This is a genomic window from Ectobacillus ponti (genome assembly GCF_024294785.1).
Classification (GTDB): Bacteria; Bacillota; Bacilli; order Bacillales; family Bacillaceae_G; genus Ectobacillus; species Ectobacillus ponti.
Genome location: NZ_JANCLT010000001.1, coordinates 412,423 through 425,111, shown reverse-complemented (window position 1 = coordinate 425,111; position 12,689 = coordinate 412,423). Strand labels below are relative to the sequence as shown.

15 protein-coding genes are annotated in these 12,689 nt (G+C 51.8%); 14 read left to right on the top strand and 1 reads right to left on the bottom strand.

The features are described 5' to 3' along the window. Positions 1–27: 27 nt before the first annotated feature. The 6 genes from NK662_RS02260 to phnC all read left to right on the top strand — a co-directional run bounded on the left by NK662_RS02260 (position 28) and on the right by phnC (position 6,984). Positions 28–393, top strand: a complete 366-nt coding sequence (locus NK662_RS02260; RefSeq protein ID WP_254756918.1) for a helix-turn-helix domain-containing protein — start codon at positions 28–30, stop codon at positions 391–393. A 683-nt stretch (positions 394–1,076) separates the two neighbouring features. Beyond that, on the top strand, positions 1,077–3,401 hold the full coding sequence (helD, locus tag NK662_RS02255; RefSeq protein ID WP_254756916.1) for an RNA polymerase recycling motor HelD: 2,325 nt from the start codon (positions 1,077–1,079) through the stop codon (positions 3,399–3,401). A 77-nt stretch (positions 3,402–3,478) separates the two neighbouring features. Further along, a complete protein-coding gene (locus tag NK662_RS02250) occupies positions 3,479–4,468 on the top strand; it encodes an aldo/keto reductase (RefSeq protein WP_254756914.1) in 990 nt (329 codons plus the stop codon). 98 nt (positions 4,469–4,566) lie between these two features. After that, entirely contained in the window at positions 4,567–5,460 is an 894-nt protein-coding gene (gene phnD / locus NK662_RS02245; RefSeq protein ID WP_254756912.1) for a phosphate/phosphite/phosphonate ABC transporter substrate-binding protein, read from the top strand. Between the two features lie 14 nt (positions 5,461–5,474). Continuing rightward, entirely contained in the window at positions 5,475–6,242 is a 768-nt protein-coding gene (phnE, locus tag NK662_RS02240) for a phosphonate ABC transporter, permease protein PhnE (protein WP_254756910.1), read from the top strand. A gap of 1 nt (position 6,243) precedes the next feature. Then, on the top strand, positions 6,244–6,984 hold the full coding sequence (phnC, locus tag NK662_RS02235; protein WP_254756908.1) for a phosphonate ABC transporter ATP-binding protein: 741 nt from the start codon (positions 6,244–6,246) through the stop codon (positions 6,982–6,984). 14 nt (positions 6,985–6,998) lie between these two features. Here the strand turns inward: phnC and NK662_RS02230 are convergent, their stop codons facing one another. After that, positions 6,999–7,343, bottom strand: a complete 345-nt coding sequence (locus tag NK662_RS02230; protein WP_254756906.1) for a MerR family transcriptional regulator — start codon at positions 7,341–7,343, stop codon at positions 6,999–7,001. A 199-nt stretch (positions 7,344–7,542) separates the two neighbouring features. Between NK662_RS02230 and ykzB the strand changes: the two genes are divergently transcribed. The 8 genes from ykzB (at position 7,543) to NK662_RS02190 (ending at position 12,648) form a co-directional block, all read left to right on the top strand. Beyond that, positions 7,543–7,683, top strand: a complete 141-nt coding sequence (gene ykzB, locus NK662_RS02225; protein WP_254756904.1) for a protein YkzB — start codon at positions 7,543–7,545, stop codon at positions 7,681–7,683. A 13-nt stretch (positions 7,684–7,696) separates the two neighbouring features. Next, on the top strand, positions 7,697–7,858 hold the full coding sequence (locus NK662_RS02220) for a Fur-regulated basic protein FbpA (protein ID WP_254756902.1): 162 nt from the start codon (positions 7,697–7,699) through the stop codon (positions 7,856–7,858). Positions 7,859–8,029: 171 nt separating this feature from the next. After that, positions 8,030–8,254, top strand: coding sequence for a spore germination transcription factor GerE (gerE, locus tag NK662_RS02215; RefSeq protein WP_254756899.1), 225 nt, complete (start codon positions 8,030–8,032; stop codon positions 8,252–8,254). Positions 8,255–8,442: 188 nt separating this feature from the next. After that, positions 8,443–9,237 carry a glutamate racemase gene (gene racE / locus NK662_RS02210; RefSeq protein WP_279663238.1) on the top strand — a complete coding sequence of 265 codons (795 nt, stop codon included), beginning with the start codon at positions 8,443–8,445 and terminating at the stop codon, positions 9,235–9,237. A 294-nt stretch (positions 9,238–9,531) separates the two neighbouring features. Then, complete coding sequence (locus NK662_RS02205) at positions 9,532–10,593, top strand: GerMN domain-containing protein (RefSeq protein WP_254756897.1); 1,062 nt, start codon at positions 9,532–9,534, stop codon at positions 10,591–10,593. A 140-nt stretch (positions 10,594–10,733) separates the two neighbouring features. After that, positions 10,734–11,474, top strand: a complete 741-nt coding sequence (gene rph, locus NK662_RS02200) for a ribonuclease PH (RefSeq protein WP_254756895.1) — start codon at positions 10,734–10,736, stop codon at positions 11,472–11,474. 13 nt (positions 11,475–11,487) lie between these two features. Further along, positions 11,488–12,129: an XTP/dITP diphosphatase gene (locus tag NK662_RS02195; protein ID WP_254756893.1), complete on the top strand. Its 642-nt coding sequence runs from the start codon at positions 11,488–11,490 to the stop codon at positions 12,127–12,129. Positions 12,130–12,141: 12 nt separating this feature from the next. Continuing rightward, a complete protein-coding gene (locus NK662_RS02190; RefSeq protein ID WP_254756892.1) occupies positions 12,142–12,648 on the top strand; it encodes a metallophosphoesterase family protein in 507 nt (168 codons plus the stop codon). Positions 12,649–12,689 lie beyond the last annotated feature (41 nt).

The window sequence follows — 12,689 nt, the reverse complement described above, 5'->3', positions numbered from 1 at the left end:
TAGAGCTTTTAGTAAGGAGCAATCAGGATGAATCGTAGAATTAGAGAGATAAGGAAGAGACATGGGGACACACTGAAAAGCCTGGCTAAAAAGATCAATTACGACTATAGCAATCTTTCAAAAATCGAACGGGGCATTTATAATCCTTCCCTTGCGCTGCTGCAAAAAATTGCGGATGTATACGCTATCAGTATCCATGAGTTTATTGAAACAGACAAGGAACAGGACTATGGTGCGGAAGATACACAATTTGTGCAGGAACTGAACCTGGATTCGCAGCGTTTAACCCAACAGTACAAATTCTTATTGGATGGACAGCCCATTACACAAGAGGAACTGGAATTTATGACTGACATTGTCCGCAAGCTCCGCAAAACATTGGAGAAGAAGTAAAGAATACGTCTTTTATTTCAATTCCTTCCAGTGGAACTGTATGTCCGCAGGAGCTGAACTTGGATCAGTTCAGTGCGTGATGGTACAGTACTGCAGGCTTGTCCAGGCAGCAGGGCTGAACCCGCAGGCAAGAACCCAATTCCATTTTCTTGAAGAGGAAAACCAGTTTTTCGTGCTGCTGTCCGCACCTTGTTGCGGGACAGACAAAGCAGCAGTTATACACTTCGCTTCTTCTTGCCCCTTTATACTTGCAGGAGGAAAAGACCCGCGCATATCCACTCGTAAATAAGCGGTGCAATGCTTCTTATTGCATCCCTTCCTTATATTATATAGGAAACAAAGTGAATTTTTAAGTGTTTAGTTTAATTTTTTCCCAATTCAGTATAAAAAAACCATATCATTCTTTAGGCGCGGGAAGGTTGTCCGTAATTTGATCCTCTCCATTTCTCCTCTCTCCATAACACGCTGCAACTCAAAAAAATGCCCTATACATATAGAAACATGAGGATTTCCGTATTCCCGTGTTCGTTAAAACGTTTGAAGCGGAATACACCGCTGCCTGTTTGCGATACAATAAGACAGAGAGGCAGGAAGCATCGCGGCTGCTTGTGTCCTGTTATGTTATGCGGCACAATACTGGCCAGCTCCCTGCAGAAACTGCTTGTTTGAAGGAGCGGAGAGACATGAATATACATACATCAGATTTGGAGCAAGAGCAGCAGCGGGTTAGAGATACCGCTGAAAAAATTCATAAGCAAGCTGCGCTGCTGACAGAGCAGCTCGGCGGTGTAAAGGCAGAGGCTGTACAGCTGCGCAAGAACTTTTGGGAGGATGTAACAGTCAACTTCTCCAATACGGATGAAGCTACTGAGACGATGGCCAGCATCAAGCAGCAGGCAGAGCTGTTGTCTGAACGGGAACGGAGCCATCGGCACGCACAGCTGCAGCTGAAGACACTAAAGCGGCTGGAGCAATCTCCTTATTTTGGGCGTATTGATTTTCAGGAGGAAGGAGACAGCTCGCCGGAGCAAATCTATCTGGGCATCGGCTCCTTCTATGATGAGGAGACGCAGCAGTTTCTTGTGTATGATTGGCGGGCGCCCATTTCCAGTCTGTATTATGACTATGGTGTCGGCCCGGCGAGGTATGAAGCGCCAGGCGGAATGATCACGGGAGACATGCTGCTGAAGCGGCAGTTTGTCATCCGTTTTGGCAGGATTCGCAGCATGTTCGATACGGGAATCACAATTGGGGATGAGCTTCTGCAGGAGGTGCTTGGGGAGCATGCTGACACGCAAATGCGCAGTATTGTAGCCACAATCCAGCGGGAGCAAAATCAGATTATACGCAATGAGAAGGGAAAGCTTCTGGTTGTGCAGGGGGCGGCGGGGAGCGGGAAAACGTCAGCTGCGCTGCAGCGTGTTGCTTACTTGTTATACCGCTACCGGCACGTATTGCGGGCGGACCAAATTCTGCTGTTTTCCCCCAATCCCCTGTTTAACAGCTACATTTCCACCGTCCTGCCGGAGCTTGGGGAAGAGAATATGCAGCAAACCACGCTTCAGGAGTATCTGGAGCATGAACTGGGTGACGTGCTCCGCCTGGAGGATCCATTTGTGCAGCTGGAATATGTGCTGACAGAAGCAGAAGCTCCCGGGTATGAGGCAAGGCTGGAAGGCATCCGCTATAAGGCCGGCTTTGCTTTCATGGAGCAGCTGGAGCGGTATGCAAAGAGACTGCTGCAGGGAGGGATGCTGTTTCGGGATATTCTGTTCCGGGGGCGGGTGATGATTTCAACTGAGCAAATCAGTGCCAAGTTTTATGAAATGGATCCATCCTGGCGTATCCCCAACCGGCTGCAGCATGTGGCTCGTTGGCTGCTGGAGGAGCTGAAGCAGCGGGAACGGCGGGAGCGGCGTAAGGCCTGGGTAGAGGAAGAAGTGCAGCTGCTGGACCAGGAGGCATATGTCAAGGTGCATCAGCATCTGCAAAAGAAAAAGCGGTATTCAGACAAAACCTTTGACGACTTTGGAAGGGAAGAAAAGCTGCTGGGAGCCTATGTGGTGCGGAATGCTTTCCGGCCGGTACGGGCTGCGGTAAAGCAGTTTGAGTTTATTGATGTGCCAGGCATGTATGCGCAGCTGTTTGCTGATCCAGCGTTTGCGCTGGAGCTTGGGGAATTGCCCGGGCAATGGCCGGACATTTGCCGCCAGACGCTGGCGAACCTGAAGCAAGGGGAACTGCTTTATGAGGATGCAACGCCCTATCTGTATTTTCAGGAGCTGGTGGAAGGCTTTCAGCGCAATATGGATATCCGCCATGTATTCATCGATGAGGCGCAGGACTATTCCCCGTTTCAGGCTGCGTTCTTGAAGAAGCTGTTTCCGAATGCCAAACTGACGGTCCTCGGTGATTTTAATCAGGCCATTCATGCACATGCGGCACGAGCGGAAGGATCAGCCTTTGAAGGGCTGTATGAAGCGGAGCAGACCGAGCGGATTGTGCTCACGCGGAGCTACCGGTCGACCCGGCCCATCATTGAGTTTACAAGCCAGTTGATTTCCGGCGGGAGTGAAATCGAACCCTTTCAGCGCGCGGGGAGAAAACCAGTCATCATGGAAGCGGAGGCGGCGAAGGAGGAATCTATAATTCGGCTTGTGGAGCAGCTCCGGCAGGACGACTATGAAACCATTGCCATCATCTGTAAGACGGCCCGGACGAGCCGGATCGCACATGCGGCAATTGGCGGGCAGCTGGGCGCGCGGCTGATCCACAAGGAAACGGTCTCCTTTGAGCGCGGCATTGCCATTATTCCCGCTTATCTGGCCAAGGGAGTAGAATTTGATGCGGTCATTATTTATGATGGCAATGATTATGGGCAGGAAAGAGAGCGCAAACTGTTTTACACAGCCTGTACAAGAGCCATGCACGAGCTGTATGTATATGCCCGGATTGACACACATCCGTTTCTGAAGCACGCGGCAGCCGATACATACGTAAAGGGCTGAAGCGGCAAAGGATACGAACTGCGGCGGCGTATGATATGATGGGGCAAACAGGACTCATTGGGAATGGGGGAAAGAATATGGAATTGCAAACGAAAATCAAGAAGCGCCGCCTTGGCAGTTCAGATCTATACGTATCAGCACTGGGTCTTGGCTGTTGGCAATTCAGCAAGGGAAGCGGACTTGTCGGCCGTTTCTGGCCCGTGCTTGACGAGAATGACGTCCGGGACATTGTACGAAAGAGCCTGGAGGGCGGCATAAATTGGTTTGATACAGCTGAGGTGTACGGAAAGGGAAAGTCTGAGGAGGCCTTGGCAAATGCGCTGCATGCACTTGGAAACCAAGCGGATTCCGCACTCATCGCGACCAAATGGTGGCCCTTGTTCCGGACTGCCAACTCATTGACAGGCACAATTGAGGAGCGGCTGCGGGCTTTGCAGGGAAGGGAAATTGATTTGTACCAAATTCATCAGCCATTCTCCTTTTCGGGGGTCCGTGCTCAAATGCATGCAATGGCAGAGCTGCTCCAAAGCCGGAAAATCCGCCATGCCGGAGTCAGCAACTTCAACGCCGCTAAAATGCGTGAGGCGCACGCTGCGCTGGGGGAGCATGGTTTCCCCCTTGTATCCAACCAGGTCAAATACAGTTTGTTGGACCGCCGGATTGAAGAAAACGGCATCCTGGATGCGGCCAAGGAGCTTGGCATTACCATCATTGCCTACTCGCCGCTTGAACAGGGCATTCTGTCTGGAAAGTTCCACCAAAATCCGGAGCTGATCCGCAATATAACCGGGCCGCGCAAATACATGCCTCAATTTAAATCCGCCGGCCTGGAAAAAACACGTCCGCTCATTGACCTGTTGGCCCGCTTGGCGGATGAATATGGCGTGACCTCCAGCCAGATTGCCTTGAACTGGACCATTCAATTCCATGGAGATACCGTTTTGGCGATTCCGGGCGCCTCCAAGGTGCGCCATGCGGAAGAGAACATCGGAGCGCTGCAGTTTGAGCTGTCGCCGGCGCATCTTCGACAGATTGATGAAGTGTCGCGCGAAGTAAACGCAAGATAGGGCGGCGAAGAAAACGGTATTCCGCTGCAGAAGTGTCTGCTATAATACGAAAGTGCATAAAGGATAAAATTCTAACAGAAAGAAACAGGTGAAGCAAAGTGAAAAAATGGGTATCATTCCTGAGCCTTCTCTTCCTTCTTTTTGCGGCAGCCGGCTGCGGCGCCAAGGATGAGACGAAGACAGAGAAGCAGGGAGCAACAGGAAAAACAATCACGCTCGGAGTGATTCCGGCAGAAGCGAAGATCAGCCAGGCTGCGAAGGACAAGCTGGCGGCAGCATTGTCTGAAAAGCTGGGCAGCAAGGTAGAGGTAAAGGATTATCCGGATTATAACGGTGTGGTGGAAGCGCTGAACTACAGCAAGCTGGATATTGCCTTTCTGGGGCCATTTACATATGTAAAGGCGCATCATAAGAGCGGTGCGGAGGCTGTGGTGGCAAAGACCGCCAAAGGAAAGCCGTACTATTATTCCTATATCATCGTGCCGAAGGATTCGGCCTATAACAGCATCGAGGACCTGGAGAAGAACGCCGGCAGCATCCGTTTTGCGTTCGGCGATCCAAACTCCACTTCCGGCTCGCTGATTCCAAGCATTAATCTGAAGAAGCGCGGCTTGTTTGAGGATAAGGACCACTCCAAGTTCAAGAGCGTCACCTACACAGGCTCCCATGATGTAACAGCAAAGGCTGTGGCAGCCAAGCAGGTGGATGCGGGCGCGATTGACAGCGCGTATTTTGAAAAGCTGATTGAAACAAACGTAATTAAGAAGGATGATTATAAGATCATCTGGCAGTCCGAGCAGCTGTTCCAGTATCCGTTTGCAGTGCGGAAGGGCTTCCCTGAGAATCTGCGTGCAAAGCTTCAGGATGCCTTCCTCGGCATCAAGGATAAGGAGATTTTGGATGCGTTCGCGGCAGACGGCTTTGTGAAAGCGTCTGATAAGGATTATGAGGTTATTAAAGAAGCAGCCGAAAAGGCTGGCAAGCTCGAGTAGGAAGGGAAACGGAAATGAAACCACCCTTCCGTTCTATGCGGCGCATCCTTGTATGCGCCGTTTTGCTCATGGCACTTGGCTGGAGCTGGTCAGGAACCGGCTTTAATCTGCTGCAGCTTCTTGATATCGGAAACACATTTCAGTTTGTTCAGAAGGATTGGCTGCCGCCCGACTGGAGCGTACTGCCGCTGGCGCTGAAGGATTTAGTGGTGACCGTGCAGATTGCCTTCCTGGGGACGACATTGGCGCTTCTGGCGGCAGGTCCGCTCAGCTTTCTGGCGGCCCGCAATACAAACCGCACACGCACTTCCTATCACATTGTGCGTGTGCTTCTCAGCTTTTTGCGTTCTGTTCCGGAGATTGTCTGGGGCCTGCTGCTTGTGGTAACACTTGGATTGGGTCCGTTCCCCGGTGTGGCGGCCATTATGCTGCATAACATCGGTGTACTCGGCAAGCTGTTGTCCGAACTGCTGGAGGCAGCTGATGAAGGGCCGCCGGAAGCAGTGGCTTCCACAGGCGCTCCCCATATTCTGGTGCTGCTGTATGGCTATGTGCCGCAAGTATTGCCAAACATTCTGTCGCAATACTTTTACCGCTTTGAGGTCGGCATCCGCACGTCGCTGGTGCTGGGCTTTATCGGTGCGGGCGGCATCGGGAACCGGCTGTTCATCGATTTCAAGACTTTCTCGTATTCAGCGGTGGCAGCCGAGGTGCTTTTAATTATGGCATTGGTCATTGTCGTGGACTATGCCGGTTCATTATTGCGGGGTAAGGTGATCTAACATGCTGGAATTGCGGCATATGCATAAACAATATACAAAAACCGGCCAAGCTGTGCTGCGGGACATCGATCTCACCATCCGGCAGGGAGAGTTTGTCGCTGTCCTCGGCTCGAGCGGCGCGGGAAAGTCCACCCTCATCCGCTGCATCAATCAGCTTGTTCTGCCCTCATCAGGCGAAGTTCTTTGGGAAGGAAAGCATGTACAGGCAAAAAGCCGGGCTGACATGCGGCGGCACCGCCAACAAATCGGAATGATTTTCCAGGGCTTTCATTTGCTTGAGCGGGCCGATGTTCTGACAAATGTTCTGGTGGGGCGCTTTGGCGATATGAGTGTGCTGCGGGCCATAGCCGGCCGCTTCCAAAGGGAGGAAATCAACGCGGCTGAGCAGGTGCTGCAGCGCGTGGGCATGCTGGAGTTCCGGCATGCGCGTGTGCGGGATTTAAGCGGCGGCCAGAAGCAGCGGGTTGCCATTGCGCGGGCGTTGGTGCAGCGGCCGAAGCTGATTCTGGGCGATGAGCCTGTTTCGAATCTGGATCCGGTGACAGCAGAAGGGATTATGAAGCTGCTGCAGGAGTTATGCCGGGAGCAGGGCATTACGATGCTGTTGAATCTGCACAGCGTAGAATTGGCAAAGGCATTTGCCTCCAGAATTATCGGCCTGGCACATGGAAGAATTGTATTTGATGGCGGGCCGGCCGAACTGGATGCGGCAGTGCTGCAAAGCATTTATAGTGCCCGTTAGGGGTAAGCCTGCAGTCAGCGAGGATATCTTCGAGGCTTCGCAATGCCGAACACCGCATTCAATTGTCCGCGGATCATCTGATCCCGGACACTGCGGTCGGTCATTTCCTTCTCCTTTTCCTTCCTCAGCAGTTCCTGCCGGATTTCAAAGGTTTGCACGCCATCCTCCATTTGATTGATAATGTCCATCAACCGCTCCACGTCCTGAAAGGAATACTTACGGGTTCCTTTTTTTGTCCGTTCTGGAAAAACAAGCTTTCTCTCCTCATAATAACGAATTTGCCGCTCTGACAAACCGGTAATCTCGCTGACAGCTCCAATAGAAATCACCTTTTTTGTTTTATAAGATTCATCCTGCAAGCGGGGTCCTCTCCTTTCTTCCTGTCTCTTCTTCTACTATATGCGCGGATGCTATTGCAAGCGACCTTCTTGTTAGATTTTCTGACAAATAATTCGAGTTCCTGCAAAAAACAGTGTTACATTTTCTTACGAAAAGTGCGACACATCTCCTTTGTTCTCATACACTGAAAGCAGGCTAAGGAAGCTGGAGGGATGAGAAATGAGGAGTGAAGAGCAATCTGTAAAGCTGGCGCGTAAAATTGTAGAACTGGACCTGCTGCGGGATGAGCTGTTGGAAGAGCTGATTTGTCTCGCTGGCAATCGGGCGTTTGAATTGCTGCGGGTTGTCCAAAACAGTTAAGGGGGGACAGCGCATGGGCTTGCTCCGAAAAGCGGTCGAAGAGCGGAAGCGGCATTATATTCAAAAGCTGCTGGCGGCAGGTTTGTACCAGACGGATGTTCATTTGTATGAGATGACCTTAACGGAGTTGGAACAGATTTATTACGTATGCTGCGGGGACAACACAGGCGGATAAGATGGCGGGGAGCGCTTTGGTGCGTCTCTCTTTTTTGGTTTTTATGTTGGTTTCCCTATGAAAAACCGTTGTTTTTCATGCACCTGCTGCCCTCTCCGCTCATACAATGCTATGACTAAATGGATACCTATCCCATATTGACTCCGGCATAGGCGAGGAGGGTCACAGCAATTGAAGGAAAAAGACTTTGTATCGAAACCATTACTTACAAAGCGCGAACGCGAGGTGTTCGAGCTGCTCGTACAAGATAAGACAACGAAGGAAATTGCAGGGGAACTGTTTATCAGCGAGAAAACAGTGCGAAATCATATTTCCAATGCCATGCAGAAGTTGGGAGTAAAGGGGCGCTCCCAAGCTGTTGTAGAGCTTCTCCGTATGGGAGAACTCGAGCTGTAATATATGGCCGGCTTTCTTCCTGACATGATAAGGAGGCCGGTTCCCCTTACATATCTTCTTGCTTTTTCAGCGAAAAAGGCGGAAAATAGACAATGGTTTTTAGAGGGTAACGAACCTCGGGGATGCCGGCCGGCTTCGGCTCATCCTTCATATCACATGCCAACATATAGAGCAAATGGGGCGATGGTTTGAACAGAGCAATTGGTGTTATTGATTCGGGCGTCGGCGGCTTGACGGTTGCGAGAGAAATGATGCGGCAGCTGCCGAAGGAGCGGATTATTTATTTAGGAGATACAGCAAGATGTCCGTATGGTCCCCGTCCGCGGGAGGAAGTACGGCAGTTCACTTGGGAGATGACCAACTATTTGCTGGCGCAGGATATAAAAATGCTGGTAATTGCTTGCAATACAGCCACTTCCGTGGTGCTGGAGGAAATGCAGGAGGAGCTTGGCATTCCGGTGATCGGGGTGATTCATCCGGGAGCGCGCACCGCGATTAAAATGACGGACAATCATCGTGTCGGCGTAATCGGCACAATTGGGACGATTGAGAGCAAGGCATATGAGTATGCTTTAAAATCCATCAATAGCGATGTGCAGGTGGAAAGCCTTGCTTGCCCGCCCTTTGTGCCGCTTGTGGAGAATGGGGAGTTTGAGGACCAACGGGCTTACGAGGTGGTGAAGCAAACGCTGGCGCCGCTGCAGCATACACAGATCGACACGCTCATCCTCGGCTGCACACACTATCCGATCCTCGGGCCGGTCATTCAGGACGTTATGGGCAATGCGGTACGCTTGATCAGCTCAGGTGATGAAACGGCCCGGGAAGTGAGTACGATTCTGTACCACAGCGGGCTGCTGAACAAGGGAAAGCGCCGGGAAGAGCACTTGTTTTTGACGACAGGTGCTGCCGACAAATTCAAGGAAATTGCCTCCAAGTGGTTTGGACAGCCCATCCAAAATGTCCAGCATATTGAATTGTAGCTCCCTCTTGGCAGGGAGCTTTTTTTTGTGTGAATGGAGCTTTGGCGGCCGGGGAACCTTCCCTTCGGATGGCTAAGCGGGCTGCTTTCGCTTTTCTTCATGTCCAGCTGCGGGGGCTGGCTCACTGCCAGGGAAGAACCCCCGGCACAAAAAGGCAAAAAGCGCCTTTTCGGCCGGGGAACCTTTCCTTCGGTGAGCCGGGCGAGCCCCCTCCGCTTTTCTTTAAACAAGCTGGTCTAAATGGGAGGGAGGCTCGTATACATAGTAGTACAAACCGCCTGAGGAGGGGAAAGTATGCGTAAAACCGCATTGAAGTGGGCTGCTGTGGTGGCCACAGGCTCGGTGCTGCTGACGGGCTGTGGCATGTTTGGACAAGAAAAGGCGAGTGAGACGATTGATCCGCCGGTCAAGGTATCGGAGGGCAGTAAGGATGCCGCCCAGACAAAGACGAAAGAAAACGCGCAGGCTGATAAGAAAACAGAGATGGTGAAGCGCGAGCTGTATCTCATGGATAAAAACGGATATGTTGTGCCGCAAACGGTGGAGCTGCCGGCGGCGCAGGGCAATGCCTATATGAAGCAGGCGCTGGAGTACTTAGTGAAGGATGGCCCGGTGTCCAATCTGCTGCCGAATGGCTTCCAGGCTGTGCTGCCGGCCAATACGGTGGTAAAAGGTGTGGACATTAAGGATGGCACAGCCGTGGCGGACTTCTCTGATGATTTCAAGAAGTACAAGAAGGAAGAAGAGCGCAAAATTGTGGAGTCCATTACTTGGACACTGACGCAATTTAAAGGAGTCAAGCAGGTGAAGCTGCGCATCAACGGCCAGGATGTGGCAAAGATGCCTGTCAACAACACGCCAGTAAATGGCCTGAGCCGCGCGGATGGCATCAACTTTGATGATGAGCAAGTGGCGGATGTCATGAATACAAAGCCGGTCACGCTCTACTTTGTGGCACAGAATAACAAGCAGGTCTACTATGTGCCGGTTACACGGCGCATTGCAGCTGACACGGATGATAAAGTGAAAGCGGTGATTCAGGAGCTGGTGAAGGGGCCTTCCCACCGTTCCACACTGGTGAGCGAATTCAACTCGGATGCCCGCCTGATCAGCGATCCGAAGTTTGAAAACGGCAAGGTTACGCTCAACTTCAACGAAAATATTTACGGCAGCGTCGGCAAGAATATCATTTCCGATCACGTGCTGAATTCGCTTGTTCTTTCCTTGACAGAACAGCGCGGCATTGAAGGTGTGGCCATTCAAGTAAATGGCAAATCGGATCTGCTGACAGAGAAGGGCGAGAAGCTGACCAAGCCTGTATCCCGTCCGCAAAATGTGAACACGGGAAGCTTCTGAGTGCATGAAAGCTATCATTTGCCAGCCAGACTTGCTATACTAGTGCAGAAGGGGACAGGGTTCCCCTTCTTTCTTTTCTATACATAAGAGCATTTCAGACTTGGCTATACTAGCTGTAGATTCGCAAGGAGGTTTTTCATATGAGAGCAGACGGACGACAGCCGGATGAGCTGCGCCGCATCCACATAACCCCGCATTATTTGAAGCACGCGGAAGGGTCTGTGCTGATTGAGGTGGGAGATACAAAGGTAATTTGTACAGCGAGCATTGAAGACCGGGTTCCGCCATTCATGCGCGGAGAGGGCAAGGGCTGGATTACAGCTGAATACTCCATGCTGCCGCGGGCAACGGAACAGCGCAATATCAGAGAATCCAGTAAAGGCAAGGTAACAGGGCGGACCATGGAAATTCAGCGGCTTATCGGCCGGGCATTGCGGGCTGTGGTGGACCTGAAGGCGCTTGGCGAAAAAACAGTGTGGATTGACTGTGATGTCATTCAAGCGGACGGCGGTACAAGAACGGCATCTATTACCGGTGCCTATGTGGCCATGGTGCTGGCCTTCCAAAAGCTTATGGACATTGGCAAGCTGAATACAATGCCTGTGCATGACTACTTGGCAGCCACCTCTGTTGGTGTGGTGGAACATACAGGTGTCGTGTTGGACTTGAACTACATAGAAGACTCACAGGCACAGGTGGACATGAATGTCGTAATGACAGGAAAAGGCCAATTTGTCGAGGTGCAGGGCACAGGGGAAGAAGCGACCTTCACAAGAGAGCAGATGAACAGCCTGCTTGAGATGGCTGAGCATGGAATTGGACAGCTTGTGGCTTATCAAAAGGACGTACTCGGCGACGTGGCGGCAAAAATTCAGGGATAAGGGCTGTGGGACTATGAAGCAGGTAGTAATCGCAACGAAAAACATGGGCAAAGCCCGGGAGTTTGAGCAGCTGTTTTCACGCTACGGCTTAGAGGTGAAGACGCTCCACGATTATCCGCACATCGAGGAGGCGGAGGAAACGGGAGATACATTCGAGGAGAATGCCATTTTAAAGGCGGAGCATTTATGCGGGCATCTTGGCGAGATTGTCATTGCTGATGACTCCGGCCTCATTGTCGATGCCCTGAGCGGCCAGCCCGGCGTTTGGTCAGCCCGCTATGCCGGAAAAGAAAAAAACGACGAGGCGAATTTGCAGAAGGTGCTGAAGGAAATGGAGATTGTCCCCGAGGATAAGCGGAAAGCCCGCTTTTACTGCGCATTGGCAGTCGCTTTTCCCAATGCGGATCAAAAGACATTCATCGTCAATGGCACGTGTGAGGGGGAGATTGTAAGAGAGCCGCGCGGCACCGGCGGCTTCGGCTACGATTCGATTTTTTATGTGACAGAGAAGAAGAAAACGATGGCGGAGCTCACACCGGCTGAAAAAAATGAAATCAGCCACCGTGCAAGGGCGCTGCACAAGCTGGAGCAGAAAATTGCGGAGTGGTTCCCGGTTCAGGCTGAGAAGGCCGGCCGCGAAAAGCTGGAATGGTAGTGGGGGATTGAAATGAAGGTGCTCATTGTAAGTGACAGCCATGGCTCAACTGCTGAACTGGAGCAGCTGAAGGCTTTGCATCAGCAGGAGGCGGAGCTCATGATTCATTGCGGTGATTCAGAGCTCGGCGAAGCTGACGAAGCATTGGCGGGATATACGGTAGTGCGGGGCAATTGCGACTGGCGCGGCAGCTTTCCGAACGAGATTATAACAGAAGCGGGCGGGCTGCGTTTTTTCGTAACACACGGCCATTTGTATAACATTAAAATGACGCTGCAGACGCTTCTGTATAAGGCGATGGAGCAAGGTGCGCGGGTGGCCTGCTTCGGCCACTCGCATGTATTGGGGGCGGAAGTGATCAATGGCGTGCTTCTGTTGAACCCGGGCAGCATTCTTCTGCCGCGCGGGCGCAAGGAGAAGACATACGCTCTGTTGGAGTGCAAGAACGGCGTAATTCAGGTCCAGTTCCGGGAGCTCAATGGGAACGTTGTCGCACAGCAGGAATTTTCGCTGGGTTAGAGATTTTTTCTCTGACCCTGTGAAATTCCGTTGACATTACG

What these genes read in the sequence shown, in the direction of transcription:
- NK662_RS02260 (WP_254756918.1), top strand. Translation starts at nt 28, where the DNA reads ATGAATCGTAGAATTAGAGAGATAAGGAAGAGACATGGGGACACACTG.
- helD (WP_254756916.1), top strand. Translation starts at nt 1,077, where the DNA reads ATGAATATACATACATCAGATTTGGAGCAAGAGCAGCAGCGGGTTAGA.
- NK662_RS02250 (WP_254756914.1), top strand. Translation starts at nt 3,479, where the DNA reads ATGGAATTGCAAACGAAAATCAAGAAGCGCCGCCTTGGCAGTTCAGAT.
- phnE (WP_254756910.1), top strand. Translation starts at nt 5,475, where the DNA reads ATGAAACCACCCTTCCGTTCTATGCGGCGCATCCTTGTATGCGCCGTT.
- phnC (WP_254756908.1), top strand. Translation starts at nt 6,244, where the DNA reads ATGCTGGAATTGCGGCATATGCATAAACAATATACAAAAACCGGCCAA.
- ykzB (WP_254756904.1), top strand. Translation starts at nt 7,543, where the DNA reads ATGAGGAGTGAAGAGCAATCTGTAAAGCTGGCGCGTAAAATTGTAGAA.
- NK662_RS02220 (WP_254756902.1), top strand. Translation starts at nt 7,697, where the DNA reads ATGGGCTTGCTCCGAAAAGCGGTCGAAGAGCGGAAGCGGCATTATATT.
- NK662_RS02205 (WP_254756897.1), top strand. Translation starts at nt 9,532, where the DNA reads ATGCGTAAAACCGCATTGAAGTGGGCTGCTGTGGTGGCCACAGGCTCG.
- rph (WP_254756895.1), top strand. Translation starts at nt 10,734, where the DNA reads ATGAGAGCAGACGGACGACAGCCGGATGAGCTGCGCCGCATCCACATA.
- NK662_RS02195 (WP_254756893.1), top strand. Translation starts at nt 11,488, where the DNA reads ATGAAGCAGGTAGTAATCGCAACGAAAAACATGGGCAAAGCCCGGGAG.
- NK662_RS02190 (WP_254756892.1), top strand. Translation starts at nt 12,142, where the DNA reads ATGAAGGTGCTCATTGTAAGTGACAGCCATGGCTCAACTGCTGAACTG.